Annotated in this window: 16 protein-coding genes; 14 read left to right on the top strand and 2 right to left on the bottom strand. The window is 38.8% G+C overall.

Features of this window, described 5'->3' with window-relative positions:
* Positions 1-142: 142 nt before the first annotated feature.
* Genes ftsB through nlpD form a run of 8 tightly spaced genes read left to right on the top strand, consistent with a single transcriptional unit; the run spans position 143 to position 5,471 of the window.
* Complete coding sequence (ftsB, locus tag O1Q81_RS01750) at positions 143-421, top strand: cell division protein FtsB (RefSeq protein WP_386688643.1); 279 nt, start codon at positions 143-145, stop codon at positions 419-421.
* Positions 421-1,152, top strand: coding sequence for a 2-C-methyl-D-erythritol 4-phosphate cytidylyltransferase (ispD, locus tag O1Q81_RS01745; protein ID WP_386697914.1), 732 nt, complete (start codon positions 421-423; stop codon positions 1,150-1,152). Before ftsB ends, ispD begins: the two co-directional genes overlap by 1 nt.
* 13 nt (positions 1,153-1,165) lie before the next feature.
* Positions 1,166-1,642, top strand: a complete 477-nt coding sequence (gene ispF / locus O1Q81_RS01740) for a 2-C-methyl-D-erythritol 2,4-cyclodiphosphate synthase (RefSeq protein ID WP_386697912.1) — start codon at positions 1,166-1,168, stop codon at positions 1,640-1,642.
* Complete coding sequence (gene truD / locus O1Q81_RS01735; RefSeq protein WP_386695360.1) at positions 1,642-2,649, top strand: tRNA pseudouridine(13) synthase TruD; 1,008 nt, start codon at positions 1,642-1,644, stop codon at positions 2,647-2,649. The genes ispF and truD overlap by 1 nt, the downstream gene beginning before the upstream one ends.
* 15 nt (positions 2,650-2,664) lie before the next feature.
* Positions 2,665-3,405, top strand: a complete 741-nt coding sequence (gene surE, locus O1Q81_RS01730; RefSeq protein ID WP_386688652.1) for a 5'/3'-nucleotidase SurE — start codon at positions 2,665-2,667, stop codon at positions 3,403-3,405.
* A 41-nt stretch (positions 3,406-3,446) separates the two neighbouring features.
* Positions 3,447-4,022 (top strand): YqaA family protein, encoded by a 576-nt coding sequence (locus O1Q81_RS01725; RefSeq protein WP_386697911.1) that lies wholly within the window; start codon positions 3,447-3,449, stop codon positions 4,020-4,022.
* A gap of 8 nt (positions 4,023-4,030) precedes the next feature.
* Positions 4,031-4,225, top strand: coding sequence for a hypothetical protein (locus O1Q81_RS01720; protein WP_386688658.1), 195 nt, complete (start codon positions 4,031-4,033; stop codon positions 4,223-4,225).
* Positions 4,226-4,241: 16 nt separating this feature from the next.
* Positions 4,242-5,471: a murein hydrolase activator NlpD gene (gene nlpD, locus O1Q81_RS01715; protein WP_386697909.1), complete on the top strand. Its 1,230-nt coding sequence runs from the start codon at positions 4,242-4,244 to the stop codon at positions 5,469-5,471.
* A 64-nt stretch (positions 5,472-5,535) separates the two neighbouring features.
* Here nlpD and aspA read toward each other — a convergent pair whose 3' ends face one another.
* Entirely contained in the window at positions 5,536-6,963 is a 1,428-nt protein-coding gene (gene aspA / locus O1Q81_RS01710) for an aspartate ammonia-lyase (protein ID WP_386697908.1), read from the bottom strand.
* A 296-nt stretch (positions 6,964-7,259) separates the two neighbouring features.
* Here aspA and O1Q81_RS01705 point away from each other — a divergent pair, with 296 nt between their 5' ends.
* A complete protein-coding gene (locus O1Q81_RS01705) occupies positions 7,260-8,582 on the top strand; it encodes an anaerobic C4-dicarboxylate transporter (RefSeq protein ID WP_386697906.1) in 1,323 nt (440 codons plus the stop codon).
* A gap of 76 nt (positions 8,583-8,658) precedes the next feature.
* Here O1Q81_RS01705 and O1Q81_RS01700 read toward each other — a convergent pair whose 3' ends face one another.
* Positions 8,659-11,472 carry a S8 family serine peptidase gene (locus tag O1Q81_RS01700; protein ID WP_386697904.1) on the bottom strand — a complete coding sequence of 938 codons (2,814 nt, stop codon included), beginning with the start codon at positions 11,470-11,472 and terminating at the stop codon, positions 8,659-8,661.
* Between the two features lie 371 nt (positions 11,473-11,843).
* On the opposite strand from O1Q81_RS01700, the gene O1Q81_RS01695 reads away from it, so the two are divergent.
* From O1Q81_RS01695 to O1Q81_RS01675, 5 genes are all read left to right on the top strand, one after another.
* Complete coding sequence (locus O1Q81_RS01695) at positions 11,844-12,875, top strand: ABC transporter substrate-binding protein (RefSeq protein WP_386697902.1); 1,032 nt, start codon at positions 11,844-11,846, stop codon at positions 12,873-12,875.
* A gap of 4 nt (positions 12,876-12,879) precedes the next feature.
* Entirely contained in the window at positions 12,880-13,878 is a 999-nt protein-coding gene (locus O1Q81_RS01690; protein WP_386697900.1) for a FecCD family ABC transporter permease, read from the top strand.
* Positions 13,875-14,615, top strand: coding sequence for an ABC transporter ATP-binding protein (locus tag O1Q81_RS01685; protein ID WP_386688678.1), 741 nt, complete (start codon positions 13,875-13,877; stop codon positions 14,613-14,615). Before O1Q81_RS01690 ends, O1Q81_RS01685 begins: the two co-directional genes overlap by 4 nt.
* Positions 14,616-14,623: 8 nt before the next feature.
* Positions 14,624-15,445 carry a class I SAM-dependent methyltransferase gene (locus O1Q81_RS01680; RefSeq protein WP_386688681.1) on the top strand — a complete coding sequence of 274 codons (822 nt, stop codon included), beginning with the start codon at positions 14,624-14,626 and terminating at the stop codon, positions 15,443-15,445.
* Between the two features lie 194 nt (positions 15,446-15,639).
* The gene (locus tag O1Q81_RS01675) at positions 15,640-17,616 is read left to right on the top strand and encodes a TonB-dependent receptor plug domain-containing protein (protein WP_386697898.1); all 1,977 of its coding nucleotides are present in this window, start codon (positions 15,640-15,642) and stop codon (positions 17,614-17,616) included.
* The last annotated feature ends 15 nt before the right edge of the window (positions 17,617-17,631 follow it).

The raw sequence follows: 17,631 nt of genomic DNA, 5'->3' as shown, positions 1-17,631 counted from the left end.
AACAAAAAAGAACAAAGTTCTTAGTATTAGCAATCTCGCTATAAAATTCTCAAAAATGAAAAAGGATGATTTTGTGTTTGTTTTATACCCTTTTTTCCCCTAAACTATCAAAATAAATTTATCCATCTAAATTAACAACATTATGCGTTTATTAACTATCTTGCTCATCGCTGTTCTAATGCTATTCCAATATGATTTTTGGTTTGGTAAAAATGGCTATTTTGACAACCAACAAACCACTGAAGAAATTGCACTAAAAAAAGAAGAAAATATGAAGCTTTTGCAACGTAATCAAGTTATTTCGGCTGAAATCAAAGACCTAAAAGACGGTGTTAATGCGATTCAAGAACGTGCCAGACAACAATACGAGATGGTCAAACCAAACGAAACCTTTTATCGCATTGTGAAAGAAAATAACTAATGACAGTAAAAAATCAAGCAAAAAACACCGCACTTTATGCCCTTGAAAATCGCCGAATTGTGGCTGTCGTACCTGCGGCTGGGATCGGTTCACGCATGCAAGCGGATAAACCTAAGCAATATTTAAAAATTCAAGCAAAAACCATTTTAGAGCATAGCCTGAATGTCTTACTCAGCCACCCAGTAAATTTTGATCAAATCATTTTAGCGGTTGCACCCAATGATCCCTATTTAAGCGAACTACCTTTTCTGGCAAATCCAAAAATTTGTGTAATTAATGGCGGTGAAACACGAGCCGATAGCGTACTAAACGGATTAAAACAGATTGCGATAACTGAGAACACTTGGGTCATGGTACATGATGCTGCTCGCCCTTGCTTAACCCATGCTGATATAGACAAATTGTTAGCAATCAAAGATCCAAATGGTGCAATTCTAGCCATACCAGCGGTAGATACCATCAAACGAGCAACTAATCAGCGACAAATTCAACAAACCGAAGATCGCAATCAAATTTGGTTGGCTCAAACTCCACAATTTTTCCCCGTGGATTTATTACGCAATGCCTTACAAACAGCCTTACAACAAGGTTTATCTATTACAGATGAAGCATCTGCCATGGAATTTGCTGGATTTCAACCACACTTAGTTACTGGCAGAACCGATAACATCAAAATCACTCGCCCTGAAGATTTGGCGTTAGCGGAATTTTATTTGTCTAAACAAAAATAATAAGGAAAACACTATGCTGCGAATCGGACACGGCTTTGATGTACATGCTTTTGGGCAAGATCGCCCATTAATTATTGCTGGGGTGACGGTGCCTTATCATACAGGTTTTATTGCACACAGTGATGGTGATGTGGCATTACACGCATTAACAGATGCTTTACTTGGTGCGGTGGCATTAGGCGATATAGGCAAACTTTTCCCTGATACGGATATGCAATTTAAAGATATTGATAGCCGTATTTTACTGCGTGAAGCTTTTGCTCAAGTGCAACAGAAAGGCTATAAAATCGGCAATGTCGATGTAACCATTATCGCTCAAGCCCCCAAAATGCGACCGCATATTGATGCTATGCGAGCTGTGATTGCGACAGATTTGCAATGTGAGCTTGAACAAGTAAATGTGAAAGCCACCACCACAGAAAAACTCGGTTTTACTGGACGTGGTGAGGGGATTGCAACCGAAGCGGTGATATTGTTGGTAAAAGCCTAATGTTAGATTTAGCCTATTTACAAACTCGTCCAAAACAGACCGCACTTTTGAAAGCAGAATGCTCGGATTTTGTGGTAAAAGAACATCTCGGCTATGAAATGTCTGGTGCGGGTGAATTTGTCGCCGTAAAGGTTCGCAAAACCAATGCAAATACCTTATTCGTAGGTGAAAAATTAGCAGATTTTTGTCATCTATCCGTGCGTAATATGAACTATGCTGGCTTAAAAGATCGCCATGCGATTACGGAACAATGGTTCTGTTTGCAAATGCCAGGTCAACCCACGCCTGATTTTGACAAATTTCAGTTAGATGGTGTGGAAATTCTTGAGGTTACTCGGCATAATCGTAAAATCCGTACTGGCAGTTTAGCTGGTAACTATTTTGAGATTTTATTACGTCATCTGGTAGAAACCGATGAACTAAAAGTGCGGTTAGAAAATCTAAACAATGTCGGTTTTCCCAATTATTTCACTGAACAACGCTTCGGTAGAGAAGGGCATAATCTAATCCAAGCCATGCGTTGGGCAAAAGGTGAAATTCAGGTCAAGGATCGTAAAAAACGCAGTTTTTATCTTTCTGCAAGCCGTAGCGAAGTGTTTAATTTAGTTGTATCTAAACGTATTGAAATGGGCTTGGCAACACAAATTCTACCGCAGGATATTGTACAATTAAACGATTCGCATAGCTGGTTTGTGGTAGATGAACACGAAGATTTGTCCGCTTTACAAGTGCGGTTAGAAAAGCGAGATATTTTACTCACTGCTCCGTTAATAGGTGAAATCGTACAGCCCGCATCTGATGTAGAAAATATGATTGTTGCGGAACATAAAACATTACAAAAATTAATGCAACAAGAACGACTAAAACCCGCACGTCGCCCATTATTAATGCAACCACAAGATTTTTCTTGGCAGTTTGTAGAATCTGGATTAAAACTGCATTTTTATTTGCCAGCTGGCAGTTATGCTACAGCATTAGTGCGAGAATTGGCGTTAACAGAAGAATAACAATAGGAAAGCAACATGAATATATTATTATCTAATGATGATGGCTATCACGCCGAAGGAATTCAAATTCTAGCCAAACATCTACGTCGCTTGGCAAATGTCATTGTGGTTGCCCCCGATCGGAATCGCAGTGCCGCTTCCAATTCATTAACCTTAGTTGAACCACTACGTCCACGCAAATTAGACAATGGGGATTATTGTATTAACGGCACGCCTGCTGACTGTGTACATTTAGCCTTGAACGGTTTCTTGTCTGGCAAAATTGATTTAGTGGTTTCAGGTATTAATGCAGGGGCAAATTTAGGCGATGACACCCTTTATTCAGGTACGGTCGCTGCCGCATTTGAGGGTCGCCATTTGGGCTTACCCGCTATTGCAGTATCTTTAGATGGTCGCCAACATTATGAAACCGCAGCTCAAGTGGTATGTGATCTTGTTTTACGCTTACATGGTAACTTACTCAAAAGCCGTGAAATTATCAATATCAATGTGCCTGATTTACCCTATCATGAACTGAAAGGCATACAGGTTTGTCGCTTAGGAAATCGATTATCTGCGGCAGAAATTATTAAACAGCAAGATCCTCGTAACGAAGTAATTTACTGGATTGGTCCTGCTGGCTTGCCTGATGAAGATGGGGAGGGAACAGATTTTTATGCAGTACAAAATGGTTATGTGGCAATCACCCCGATCCAACCAGATATGACGGCTCATCATTCAATCGTGGCTTTACAAAACTGGCTAGAAAGTGAATAATAACGCTTTCATGCTTATCGCAATTAGAACAGGATATAATTTTGAAAATTTTCGGTACTATGTATGATAAAATGATGCAATGGTCAAAGCATCGTTTTGCTACCTTTTGGCTTTGTTTAGTGAGTTTCATAGAAGCCATTTTCTTCCCTATTCCGCCAGATGTGATGCTAATTCCCATGTCCATGTCTAAACCCCAAAGTGCATTAAAATTCGCATTTTACACCGCACTTGCCTCTGCCATAGGTGGTATGATTGGTTATGGGTTAGGTTATTATTCCTTTGATTTAGTTCAAGAATATATTATTAAACTAGGTTATCAAAACCAATGGGACACCGCAATTTCTTGGTTTGAAAAATGGGGAATTTTAGTTGTGTTTGTCGCAGGTTTTTCACCTATTCCCTATAAGATTTTTACTATTGCAGCAGGGGTAATGCAAATGGCATTTTTGCCTTTTGTCGCTACCGCTTTTATTTCTCGTTTTGCTCGATTTGTTATGGTCGCAAAATTAGCCGCTTGGGGCGGTGCAAAATTTGCAGCGAAATTACGCAAATCTATTGAATTAATCGGCTGGTCCGTTGTCGTACTTGCTGTAATTGCTTATTTAATTTTGAGGTAAGAAAAATAATGAAAAAATTTATTTTTGTATTCGCCATAATCTGTGGCTTGGTAGCTTGTTCGGCAGAACCGACACCACAACCCAAAGATCCAAACCAATTACCTAATGGCATTATGCAACCTGTAGCAGGAACAGGTGCCATAGAGGGAGGAAGTTTTATGCCAGAAATTCAAGCAAGCCAAATGCCATCTAATATGCAATGATTAAGAGATTTTAACTATGAAAAAGACATTTTTATTACTACCTTTAACTGCGTTGGTGTTAACGGCTTGTTCAAGTTCTAACCACTCTGCACCCGTTGAAAGTGTTGATGGTACATTGACACCAGGTGTTATGCAACCTGTAGAAACTCATACTAATAGCACTTGGGAACCGCAGGTTCAACCAAGTAGTATGCCAACAGGTATGAATGATCAAGTTGTCACGCAAACAGTGGCAAATCAAGCGGGTACTTATGCAGGCACTACCAATACCACAACCCCAACATTACAACAGGTTCAACAATCTGCACAACCTGTTACAACAACGAAAACGGTGTGTACTCCGGTACAAGTAACCAAGCAAGTGGCAACAAACCAAAGCCAAAATATCAATATTCCACGTAACAGTGAAACCAATGCACCAGATTACAGCAAAATTGACAAAGGTTTTTACAAAGCTAACAGTTACACCGTGAAAAAAGGCGATACCATGTTCTTGATCGCTTATATTGCGGGGATTGATGTCAAAGAATTAGCGAGTCTAAATGGAATGAGCGAGCCTTATACACTGAGTGTTGGGCAAACCTTAAAAACTTCTAATGGTTCTAATGTAACCACCGAAACCAAACAAGAATGTAAGGAAGTGACAGTAACAACACAACCAGAAGTGACTTACACTACGGCAGCTAATGGGACACAATATGGTTCTGACGGAACTGTAACAGGTCCAGTAAAAGCTACTGCAGGCTCTGCTGAACAAGCCACATCAACAACAGGCGTGGTGGCAGGTACAACTGGTACAGTCGCCACAGCAGGAACAGTTACCGCTACAGCAGTTTCAGGTTCAAGTAGTAGTTACTCAGTAGCACCACAATCTAACATTGCTTGGCAATGGCCAACCACGGGAAAAGTAGTACAAGGCTTTTCTAATTCCGATGGTGGTAACAAAGGGATTGATATTAGTGGCTCCAAAGGTCAAGCTGTTTATGCAGCAGCGGCTGGTCGAGTGGTTTATGCTGGAAATGCGTTACGTGGCTATGGTAACTTAATCATTATCAAACACAATGATGATTTCTTAAGTGCTTATGCTCACAATGACAGCATTGCAGTGAGTGACCAACAGCAAGTGAAAGCAGGTCAACAAATTGCTAAAATGGGTAATTCGGGTACCAATAGCGTAAAATTACACTTTGAAATTCGTTACAAAGGTAAATCTGTGGATCCAACACGTTATTTGCCTAAACGTTAAAAAATATCTACTTTTTCACCACACTTTTTATCAAAAAGTGCGGTGAATATTTTTGTTTTTTTATCTATTCTTTGTCAACAAAACGAGTCGCTTTGTAAGTCGGATTCATCAGATTTTCCACAGACAGAATATCATCTAATTGTGCTTCAGTAAGTAAACCTTTTTCCAACACAACTTCTCGCACACTTCGACCCGTGGTCGCACAGATTTTACCCACAATATCACCGTTGTGATGACCAATAAATGGGTTAAGATAAGTGACAATACCAATCGAATTAAAGACGAAGTTTTCACAAATTTCTTTGTTGACCGTAATGCCGTCAATACATTTATCGCGTAAATTCACACAAGCATTTGCCAAAATCTCTATAGATTCAAACATAGCCTGACCGATTACGGGTTCCATCACATTTAATTGTAATTGACCTGCCTCGGCAGCGAATGTTACCGTAGTATCATTACCAATCACTTTAAAGCAAACTTGATTCACCACTTCTGGCACGACAGGATTGACTTTGGCTGGCATAATGGACGAACCTGCTTGCAATTCTGGCAGATTGATTTCATTTAATCCAGCTCTTGGACCAGAGGAAAGCAAACGTAAATCATTACAAACTTTGGATAATTTCACCGCAGTTCGTTTTAATGCACCATGCACCATGACATAAGCACCGCAGTCTGAAGTAGCTTCAATCAAGTTTTCAGACAAAACACAAGGTAATTGGGTAACTTCAGCTAAATATTTTACCGCTAATTGCGAATACCCATCAGGGGTATTTAATCCTGTACCAATGGCAGTTGCCCCGAGATTCACTTCAAGCAATAATTTAGAGATGTTGGTTAAATTACGCACTTCTTCTTCCAATAATACCGCAAAGGCTTTAAATTCTTGCCCCACTGTCATCGGTACGGCATCTTGTAATTGGGTACGACCCATTTTTAATACATTAGCAAATTCTTTTGCTTTATTTTCAAAACCTGTTTGCAAATAATGGATCTTATCAATTAAGGTAACGATACTGTTGTAAACTGCAATACGAAATCCTGTTGGATAAGCATCATTAGTGGATTGGCTGGCATTAACGTGATCCATTGGGTTGATAATATCATATTGCCCTTTTTGATGACCTAACAATTCTAATGCAAGATTCGCTACGACTTCGTTGGTATTCATATTCACCGAAGTTCCTGCACCACCTTGATACACATCAGACGGGAATTGATCCATACAACGCCCTTTAACTAAAATCTCATCACAGGCTTGTACAATCGTATTGGCTATTTTTTTCGGAATTGCACCTAATTCGCCATTTGCCAATGCTGTGGCTTTTTTCACCATTACCATACCACGCACAAATTCAGGCACATCAGAAATAGTGTTTTTAGATATATTAAAATTTTCTACTGCTCTTAATGTGTGGATACCCCAATATACGTCATTAGATACTTCTCTTTCACCTAGTAAATCGACTTCAATACGAGTGTTACTCATGATTTTTCTCCTTCTTTTTAATTAGGTTTAATGTGGTAAAAATAATAACGAAAGTTTGTTAAAAAAAAGTTGATCAAGATCACATTATTGGAAAAGTACACAGTATATAATCTAATCCGTCAGATTAGAATTTTTCGTATGGCAAACAGATGATTATTGCTTTTTTTGAGAATATACTTTGATTTAACTAGGGGATTATGTGTAAAACAGGTATCATACCCAGCGAAAAATTACTCACTTATTTTTTCAAAGTGCGGTGATTTTTTATAAAATTTTCATTATTAATGGAGAAACTTATGTCTATCATGTTCTTAGTACAATTTGCCATTGTCCTATTATGTATATTAGTAGGGGCTCGAGTCGGTGGCATCGGCTTGGGTGTCTTTGGTGGTTTAGGCTTGGCAATTTTATCTTTTGGTTTTGGATTAAAACCAGCAGGTTTACCAATTGATGTGATGTTTATGATCATGGCGGTAGTAGCAGCAGCAGCGGCAATGCAAGCTGCAGGTGGCTTAGATTATATGATCAAAATTGCGACTAATATTTTACGTCGTAACCCAAAATATATTACCTTTATTGCTCCTGCGGTCACTTGGACATTCACCGTATTAGCAGGTACAGGTCATGTTGCTTATTCTGTATTGCCAGTCATTGCTGAAGTGAGTCGCCACAACGGTATTCGCCCAGAACGTCCTCTTTCCATGGCTGTTATTGCCTCACAATTTGCCATTGTAGCCAGCCCGATTGCAGCTGCAGTTGTTGCTGTAGTGGCATTTCTTGAACCGCAAGGTATCAACCTAGGTAATGTGTTAGGCGTAACGATTCCATCTACACTTTTAGGTTTATTTTTGGCTTGTATTTTCGTTAATAAAATGGGGAAAGAATTAAAAGATGATCCACATTATCAAAAATTATTGCAGGATCCCGAATATGTGAAAGCTAACAATACCAATATTGATTTAGCCCAAATAAAATTAAAACCAACAGCAAAACCATCTGTCGCCTTATTCTTAATTGGTGCATTATTAGTGGTAGTAATGGGTGCTGTGCCGTCCTTACGCCCAGTATTTGATGGCAAACCAATGGGCATGGCACATACCATTGAAATCGTGATGTTATCTATTGGTGCATTAATCATTTTATTCTGCAAACCAGACAGTACTGAAATTACCAAAGGTTCTGTCTTCCACGCAGGTATGCGAGCAGTCATTGCCATTTTCGGTATTGCTTGGTTAGGGGATACCTTAATGCAAGCCCATATAACAGAAGTAAAAGAAATGGTATCAGGTTTAGTTGAAACCGCACCATGGACATTTGCCTTTGCTTTATTTTTATTATCTGTGTTAGTCAACAGCCAAGGTGCAACTGTAGCAACTTTATTCCCATTGGCGATTAGCTTGGGTATTCCAGCCCCAATCTTAATCGGGGTATTTGTGGCAGTAAATGGTTATTTCTTTATTCCAAACTATGGTCCAATTATTGCATCAATCGACTTTGATACAACGGGTACCACTCGAATTGGTAAATACATTTTCAACCACAGCTTTATGATCCCAGGCTTATTAAGTATGGTCTTTAGTTTAGGCTTTGGGTTGTTATTTGCTAACTTATTTCTCTAATTTAGCCTAATTAAATAAAAAGCCCAATCTTTTAGTTGGGCTTTTTATGTTTTAATGACTATCTAACAGCATATCCTTAAAAACTCAAACCCACTTTAGCCTGCCAATCTGTCGCTTTTCCATTTTTAAATGCCTGTCGATGAATATCGGTGGATACGAACCAGTTGCCTTTTTCCAGCATCATACCCAAACCGAATACAGCTATATTTTTGCTGAAAGTGGTTGATTGACTGTGAATAGCAATACCATTCAATCTGCTTTTTAAATAGCTTGGTTTACCGTTAAGATGACGAATATAACTTAAATCGAAATTCGGCGTGATTTTCCAATCACTAAGATCAAACGATTTTTTCAAATGCAATCCACTTGATAAATTAACATCTGTTTTATGGAAAGAAGAGGTTGATGTTGCCAATTCGCCATTTTCGGTTAATTGCTGCATATTCAAACGAATCGCTTGCAATCCAGCACTCGGTTCTAAATACCAGTCATTTATTGCTAGGTTATACCCCGTCCGCAACTCGCTGCCAAACAACCAGCCTTTATTAGCACCTGAAGCAAGTGAAGCTGAATTGAATTGACGGTTTTGTTTGTAATCCAAACGAGCGATTTTTCCTGTAACATCCACAAACCAACCGCTGACTAATGGCATATAACGCAATGCCGCACTGGCTTCAATTTGTTTAATCGTAGCAGATGCCTGATTTTTCGTAACATCGGATTTAGTGCGAGTCAGATTACCCGTCAATATGCTTTTCTCCGCTTTATAAGCAAATCCCATGCCTGTATATCGGGTTTTCACTTCTGTTTTTTGATCAAATTGATGATGATCGGATTTATATTTCTGTCCATCGCTTTCAACCCATACTTTGACACTGTCGGTTTTACTGTCGTGATAACGATATAAATGATTATCCGTTTCGGTTAACCCTATTGCTGCATTGTTACGCAACAAATCAAGGCTATCAGCATAAATGGTATTGCCAATAGCGTAATGGAAATTCTGTAAATCATTATGTTCTATTGCATGTTGCAACCAATCATTATATAGACCTTTTTTCCATGCCGTACTGCTATCACGCAACGCATTCAACGCTTGCAAGCCGTTTTGCCCGTTACTGTTTGCTTGTGGATCAGTAAATGGCTGATTCGGGTTAGCTTTTAATTCAATGCGATCATTTTTAAAATACAAATCCTGCCGCAATCCCTTAGCTGTCAAAGTATCGCTAGAGATTAATTGTTTAAAACCACCCGTATAGGTTGCACCATTTTTCACCACTAATACATCAGCAATAGTTTGCCCAGCTTGAGTATTTTGTTTGAGTGATTCCGCCACAGATAATACGCCATTTAAATTGACTACAGTGCCTTTTCCTTGAGCAGTAAACGCCTGTTGTGCTAATAATTCAAGTTGGCTACCTGCTTTCGCATGAAAGGCTTGATTTATGGTTAATGCAGTGAGTGCCAATTTGCTCTCATTACTAATTTGATCCACCAAAGTCGTATTAGTTAAGGCTAATTTCCCATCTTCAACACTGATCTCTTTTAAACGATTGTTCTCTCCAGCCAAGGTTAAAGTCGCTTGTCCTTGTTTAGTTAAGCGGTATTCGCCAGTTAAAGGGTTGTTCCAACGATCATCGCTGGATAGCGTATAGGTTTCGTTGTTTAACAGTTGCGATGGTCCATTTATTGCTTTTGATAGATTAATTAATCCCCAGCCAAAGACATCATCTACGCCTTTTGCCCCTAAATCCGTGGCGGTAGTCAATAATGTATCTCTCACTTGTGTTGCTGTAAAATACTGAAAACGTTGTTTTAGCACGGCTAAAGATCCTGTCACGACAGGGGCAGCCAAAGATGTTCCTTCTTGTAATTCAAGGCTTGGCAATTTGAGATTTTTATCAGCACCACTAGTAGAAAGTACGGTTAAACTTCCTGGTGCAGCGACACACCAATTTTTGCTTACTCCACAATGATTGGAATACTTCGCTATATTTTTCCCATCATTGACAGCAATAACCGACAAATAATGTTTTTCCAATTCAGGTAAATAGCGTGGTAAAGCCGCCATAATCCCAGGTTGTTGTTTGCTTTCATTACCCGCAGCAAAGACAAGAAGCGTATCTTTTTTAACCGTATCTTTAATCGCATTAAGCAATACATTATCTGTTGCTTTTTCAATGCCAGCTTTATATTTATTATCCATTTCTTGAGCGGTATTACCCACAGGATCTTCATTCCAGCTATTATTAATCACAAACACTTTGTTTTCCGTTTGTTTAGTGAATGCGGTGGCAATGATATTACGGTAATCTTTTATTTCTGCTTGGTTGCCCAGTAATAATTCAAGTGGTTTATCACTATCTTTTGAATCATCTGAATCGTCCGCATCATCATCTTGTTTGGGTACAGTGGTTGTCACATAAATATCGGCATTTTTTGCAACACCACCTGCATAATTATATTGCTTAAACGGATTAGCACCGATAATGCCAGATACTTGACCACCGTGCATTGAATAAACGGTTTCCTGTTCACCATTTTCATCTTGTTCGGTTTCAATTACATAGTGGTTAGGATCAAAGGTCTTTTTATTCCCTTCATCATCGGTAATTTCAAAGGATAAGGAATGTAATTTTTGTTGATTAAATAACGGATGTTCATTCATAAAACCAGAATCAATCACACCGACTTTCACACCCTCACCAGAATATTGTTCAGAGATCTGATCGGTCAACCCGATTTGTTGCTGTGGATTAATTACTTGTTCATATTGGGGGGCTTGTTCTTGCTCGTCATTTTCTTCAATATCTTCAGCATAACTATTTGATGTCATCGCAATGCCAATAATAATGGCGAGCAAAGTTCTTTTCCATGGATAATTGCTCATCTCAACTCCTTTTGATAAAACGTAAAATTTGGTTCATTCAATGAACTCTATATAATCAAATACCTAATAAATGATTATTAGGCATCTGGCTATTTTCATAAAATAGCGACACTATTTTCTTCATAATAGAAATAAGAATCAAATAAAAAAACTCATTTTGGAGTGAAAATTGCAATTTCTTTGATTTAAAACAAATTCAAATCGTTAAGGGGAAATTTAATTCGGTTATGTAAGGAACAAAAGTGCGGTGCTTTTTTAAAGTGTTTTTAATCTAATAACATGATGCCTGTTTAAGCCTTTTTATGCTTCTTATTGTATTTCTAACTAGCTTGCTATATAGTTTTATCTATAATAAATTCAAAGGATTCGCTATGTTTACTATCAATCAACATCGTCGCCGTTTTATTAAAACCCTATTGGTAGGATTCTCTTGTTTATCCCTACCACCTATTGTCTTTTCCCAATCCACCCAATCGCTAATTATCCGTACGGGTATTTTGAATAAAATCCCGCAACGGATTTTAAGTGCTGGTTTTGTGTCGGATTTATTATTAATGGCATTATGCCCTGAAAAAATGGTGGGGATTGCCACTGAATTAAAAACGGATACCAAGAAATTTTTATCGGAACAAATTCAAAATTTACCCCATATTGGGCGAATTGCAGGACGAGCCTCTACTGCTCCAGTGGAAAAAATTGTCAGCCTCAATGCCGATTTAATTGTAGATGTGGGTAGCGTCAGTGAAACCTTTCTTTCCACTGCCGAAAAAATCTCCCAACAAACTCAACTGCCTTATTTTATTGTGGCGGGAAAATTAGCAGATTCAGCTCAACAATTCACACAATTAGGTGAATTATTACAACAACCAATTCGAGCCAAAGCCTTAGCAGATTTATCTGATGAGATTTTAACTAAAACCCACCAACTTTGTGCCACGGATAATCTGAATGTCTATTTAGGACGTGGATCTGATGGTTTAGAAACCGCATTAAAAGGGGCAATTCATACTGAAGTGTTAGATTGGTTAGGGCTACAAAATGTGGCAAATGGAGCAGGTGAGAAAAAATTAGCTCGAGTGTCAATGGAACAACTTTTACAATGGCAACCCGATTTAATTTTGACCCAAGATACTAATTTTTACCAACATAGCCAACAAAATACCTTATGGCAAAGTTTAACTGCGGTGAAAAATCAGCGAGTTTTTTTAGCCCCAAGTTTACCGTTTAATTGGCTAGATTCACCACCGAGCGTCAACCGTTTATTAGGTTGTGTATGGTTAGCTTATAAATTAAAACCGACTGCTTTATCACAGCAAAATGCCTATGACTTAGTGCAACGTTATTTCCGTCTATTTTACGGTTATCAAATTTCTTCCACAGAAATCACCGCACTTTTGGAGTAAGTAAATGCCAATTTTCCGTTTAATGTTGCCTTTGGCATTGTTAATTATCAGTCTTGTGATTGCGGTCAGTTCAGGGCAATATTCGCTTTCTTTAACGGAAATTTGGCAATCTATCAGCCAGTTCGGTAACGAACTTTCGCAACAAGGGCTTTCTCAACAAGACATTGTACTCTGGAATATTCGCTTACCCCGCATTGCCACCGCTATTTTAGTCGGTATCGCTTTATCGGTAGCAGGCGTAACCTATCAAGGTATGTTTAAAAATCCGTTGGTTTCGCCTGATATTTTAGGGGTAACTTCGGGAGCAGGTCTTGGGGCAGTAACAGCGATTTATTTTGATTTTCCTTTGCCAATTATTCAGCTATTCGCCTTTATTGGTGGACTGTTTGCCGTGGGATTGGTTTATTTCATCGCCAGTACAGTCCGCCGTCAAAATCCAATTCTGGCACTAGTGCTATCAGGTGTTGCCATTTCTGCTTTGCTGGGGGCAGGTATTTCGTTACTTAAAATTCTTGCCGATCCTTACAGCCAATTAAGCACCATTACATTTTGGCTATTAGGTGGATTAAATATGACCAGCTTTGACGACTTAAAACTGGTTGCTCCATTGGTTCTATTTGCCTTAATCCCGTTGATTCTATTACGTTGGCGAATGAATGTATTAAGCCTTGATGATGAAGAAGTGACAGCTCTTGGAATTAATATTAAACGCTCTCGGCTGATTTTTATTTTATGTGCTACGCTAATGACATCAGCCGTTGTGTCAGTAACGGGTATTATCGGCTGGGTCGGTTTAATTATTCCGCATATTGCTCGACTTTGGAGTGGAGCGGATTTCCGTTTGTTGTTACCAACTTGTATTTTATTGGGTTCAGCCTTTTTGCTTATCACCGACACATTAGCACGTTGTTTATTTGCCATTGAAATCCCATTGGGCGTAATCACCGCCTTTGTCGGCGCACCATTTTTTCTAAGCCTATTAATCAAAGGGGAACGCCAATGATCACCTTGAAAAACTTACGTATAGGCTATCAACAAACGGTTGCCGATAATCTGAATGTTACCTTTCCAACACAAAAAATTACCGCTTTGTTAGGGGCAAATGGTTGTGGCAAGACCACATTACTCAAAACTATGTTAGGCTTAATTAAACCCTTGCACGGTGAAATTCTGATTAAAAATACACCGCACTTTAATTGGACAGCAGCCCAACTTGCTCGTACAATAGGTTATGTACCGCAAGCTCAACAAGGGGTATTTTCCTTTACAGTGCTAGATGTGGTATTAATGGGGCGAACCGCTTATCTCGCATGGTACGCCACACCCAATCAGCAAGATAAACAGATCGCTCAACAAAGTCTTGAGCAATTAGGTGTCGCACATTTAGCGGATAAATCCTATATGACATTAAGTGGCGGTGAACGGCAATTAGTGTTAATCGCCAGAGCCTTGGCTCAACGACCACAATGTTTAATCATGGACGAACCCACATCTAATCTGGATTTCGGCAATCAAATTCGGGTGTTAGAACATATTCAACAATTACGCCAACAGGGTTTGACTGTGATTTTCACCACACACCAACCCGAACAAGCGTTTCGTTATGCAGATAATTTATTGTTGATGTATCAAGGTGAAATTATTAAACAAGGTACACCTAAAGAGGTAATGGATTTAGTTTTATTAGCTCAAATTTACCACTTAGAACCTAATGTATTAGCCAAAAATTTAATGCTTTGAGGAATAAAATGAAAACGATCCATGACATAAACTTTGCTGAACTCTACAAAAACCATGTTCAACTTGCCACCCGAGAACCAAAGCAACCACAAGACTGGGATCGCAAAGCAGAACAAATGCAAAATAGTCAATTTGATTTAAAAAATGATTATGTACAAGATTTTGTAAGCCGAATGGATTTAAACAATGTGGATTCCATGTTAGATGTGGGGTGTGGTGGTGGAGCTATTGCCTTAGCTTGCGCCCCTTATGTGAAACGAGTTTATAGCTTGGATTACAGTCAAGGCATGTTGAATTTACTGCAACTGCGTAGCCAACTGCTAGAACTTCATAATATTTTTCCTATTCTACGTGCGTGGGATGATGATTGGAAAGATGTGCCAGTATGTGATATTTGTGTTTCTTCCCGTTCTTCCATGGTCAACGACTTACAAGCTGCCTTAGATAAACTCAATGCCAAAGCCAAAAAAGCCGTGTATATGACCATGACGGTGGATAAAGACTTTGTGGATCGTAAAGTATTAAAATTTATCCACCGCGAGGGGATTGGTTTCCCCAATTATATTTATGCGGTAAATATGCTGTATCAGCAAGGCTATCAGGTCAAAGTAGATTTTTTAGATGGCGGTTTCGGTTTGTTTGAACCACAAACCGAAAAAAGTGCGGTGATTTCTGAACAAGATTTTATTCGCACCGTAAAATGGTCGATTGGTAGCAATTTAAGCGAAGTAGAAATTGCCAAATTGAAAGATTATTACCACCAACATAAAGGTAACGTAAATGTTCGTCCTGCTATGAAAAGATGGGCATTTTTGAGCTGGAAGAAATGATTTCTTCGCGTAAAAATTGAGTGATTTTTAACAAAATCATTCAATTTTTTTACCTGTCGCTATATAATTATTTATATTTTGATAACTTATAAGCAAACAATGCAACATTTGTAGATTATTGCCAAAGGAATGTTAATTCTTTTACCCGTATTCGTTATATAACGATTTAACCCTAGCCAATAAGGAAATTACCAATGAAAAAAACTTTAATTTGCACAGCTATAGCTGTAGCTTGTTCTACAAGCTACGCTGAAGTGTTTACCCTTGGTCAAATTGATGTAGTGGAAAATGGTACTGATATTAGTACCGTTTCTGTTAATCAAGATCAACTTCGTCAAAACCAAATTACTAACGTAGCTCAAGTGGCTAAAATGTCCCTTGGTGTATCTTTTGAACGTGGCGGAGCAAGGGGCGAACAAAATATCCGTGTGCGTGGTTTTAATGCGTTGCGTGTACCTGTATTTATTGATGGTATTCCTGTTTATGTACCCTATGACGGTAATATGGATTTAGGGCGTTTTACCACCTTTGATTTAGCCGAAATCAATATTTCTAAAGGGGCAAGTTCAGTGTTATACGGTGCCAACACCATGGGTGGTGCAGTCAACCTTGTTACTCGCAAACCAACCAAAGCTCTTGAAGGCACGATCGGCTATGGTTATCAAACTGGACGTAATAGCCACACAGCCGTGAATCAACCCTATTTTAATTTAGGCACTAAACAAGACAAATTCTATGCCCAAGTGAGCGGTAGCTTTGTCGAACGTCAAGGCTTACAACTTTCACGTGATTTCCAACCAACCGGCTATGAGAATGGTGGACGAGCAGAAAATTCATCTAATCGTGATCGTAAAATCAGCTTACGTGTGGGTTACACACCAAATGCCACCGATGAATATGCGATTTCCTATTCCAACCAAGATGCCAGAAAACAACAGCCACTTTATACAGGTAATGGCACACCAAGATTTTGGCGTTGGCCAGCGTGGGATAAAGAAAGTATCTATTTCTTATCCCATACGGAATTTGCAGACGGTCAATATTATCTAAACGGCAAATTATTCCACGATACATTCAATAATGATTTGTCTGTATATGACGACAACACCTTTACGACCCAAAACAAAAGCAGTTCATTTAACAGCCATTACCGCGATTTTTCTTATGGTGGATGCGTAGAATTTGGAGCAAATACCAGTGCGAATAATACCTTAAAATTATCCGCACTTTACAAATTTGATGTACACCGTGAGCATAATGATGGTGATCCTGTGGCACGTAATGAAGATCGTACTTACAGTGTTGGCTTAGAAGATACTTATCGTTTTACGGATATCACCAAAGCCATTGTTGGTATCAGCTATGACTATAAAGATGCCGTGCAAGCACAAAATTATCAACGCCTTTATGCAAGAGGACCTTATGGTTTATATGAATTTGATACCAGCTCACAACATGCTTTCAATTATCAAGCCAAAGTGGTGCATAACTTTAGTCAAAATGACGAGTTAAGCTTAAGTTATGCCCATAAAAGCCATTTACCAACAATGAAAGAGCGTTATTCACGTAGTCTGAGTAGAAATCGCTTACCCAATCCGTTCTTAAAACCTGAAATTGCAGATCATGTTGAAATCGGTTATTTCCGTACGTTCAATGACATATTTAAACTAGAGGGAGCATTATTTTATAGCCATATCAAAGATGCGATTAATGAAGTAGCAATTAATGATGCCACTGCCGAAGTGCAAAACCAAAACGTGGATAAAGCCATTTATAAAGGGGTTGAATTAGGCGTATCGGCATTTGTAACCAAAGATTTAACCCTTGGAGCAAACTACACCTACATTCACGCCCAAAATGGCGACTCCAGTATTAAGGTTACTGACTTGCCACGCCATAAATTCTTTGCTTATGCTGATTGGAAAATCACCCCTGAATTATCTGTTTATTTAAGCCAAACCGCTGAATCAGGGCGTTATACGTTAGTCAATAAAAAATACGAAACCCTATCAGGCTTTGGCACCACCGATACTAAAATCAGTTACGCCTTTAAAAAAGGATTAAGTCTTGATGTGGGCGTATCCAATATCTTTGATAAAAACTACTATTTGACTGAGGGTTATGTAGAAGAAGGACGGGTTTATTTTGCCAATGTGAGATATTCGTTCTAGTAAAAACTCAAGCGT

The sequence above is a fragment of the Lonepinella sp. MS14436 genome, from assembly GCF_042470565.1.
GTDB lineage: Bacteria > Pseudomonadota > Gammaproteobacteria > Enterobacterales > Pasteurellaceae > Lonepinella.
The sequence above is the reverse complement of the archived record's forward strand: the minus strand, read 5'-3'. Positions and strand labels throughout refer to the sequence as shown.

Coding starts and splice junctions, on each gene's coding strand:
- ftsB (WP_386688643.1), top strand. CDS start 143: ATGCGTTTATTAACTATCTTGCTCATCGCTGTTCTAATGCTATTCCAA.
- ispD (WP_386697914.1), top strand. CDS start 421: ATGACAGTAAAAAATCAAGCAAAAAACACCGCACTTTATGCCCTTGAA.
- ispF (WP_386697912.1), top strand. CDS start 1,166: ATGCTGCGAATCGGACACGGCTTTGATGTACATGCTTTTGGGCAAGAT.
- truD (WP_386695360.1), top strand. CDS start 1,642: ATGTTAGATTTAGCCTATTTACAAACTCGTCCAAAACAGACCGCACTT.
- surE (WP_386688652.1), top strand. CDS start 2,665: ATGAATATATTATTATCTAATGATGATGGCTATCACGCCGAAGGAATT.
- O1Q81_RS01720 (WP_386688658.1), top strand. CDS start 4,031: ATGAAAAAATTTATTTTTGTATTCGCCATAATCTGTGGCTTGGTAGCT.
- nlpD (WP_386697909.1), top strand. CDS start 4,242: ATGAAAAAGACATTTTTATTACTACCTTTAACTGCGTTGGTGTTAACG.
- aspA (WP_386697908.1), bottom strand. CDS start 6,963: ATGAGTAACACTCGTATTGAAGTCGATTTACTAGGTGAAAGAGAAGTA.
- O1Q81_RS01705 (WP_386697906.1), top strand. CDS start 7,260: ATGTCTATCATGTTCTTAGTACAATTTGCCATTGTCCTATTATGTATA.
- O1Q81_RS01700 (WP_386697904.1), bottom strand. CDS start 11,472: ATGAGCAATTATCCATGGAAAAGAACTTTGCTCGCCATTATTATTGGC.
- O1Q81_RS01695 (WP_386697902.1), top strand. CDS start 11,844: ATGTTTACTATCAATCAACATCGTCGCCGTTTTATTAAAACCCTATTG.
- O1Q81_RS01690 (WP_386697900.1), top strand. CDS start 12,880: ATGCCAATTTTCCGTTTAATGTTGCCTTTGGCATTGTTAATTATCAGT.
- O1Q81_RS01685 (WP_386688678.1), top strand. CDS start 13,875: ATGATCACCTTGAAAAACTTACGTATAGGCTATCAACAAACGGTTGCC.
- O1Q81_RS01680 (WP_386688681.1), top strand. CDS start 14,624: ATGAAAACGATCCATGACATAAACTTTGCTGAACTCTACAAAAACCAT.
- O1Q81_RS01675 (WP_386697898.1), top strand. CDS start 15,640: ATGAAAAAAACTTTAATTTGCACAGCTATAGCTGTAGCTTGTTCTACA.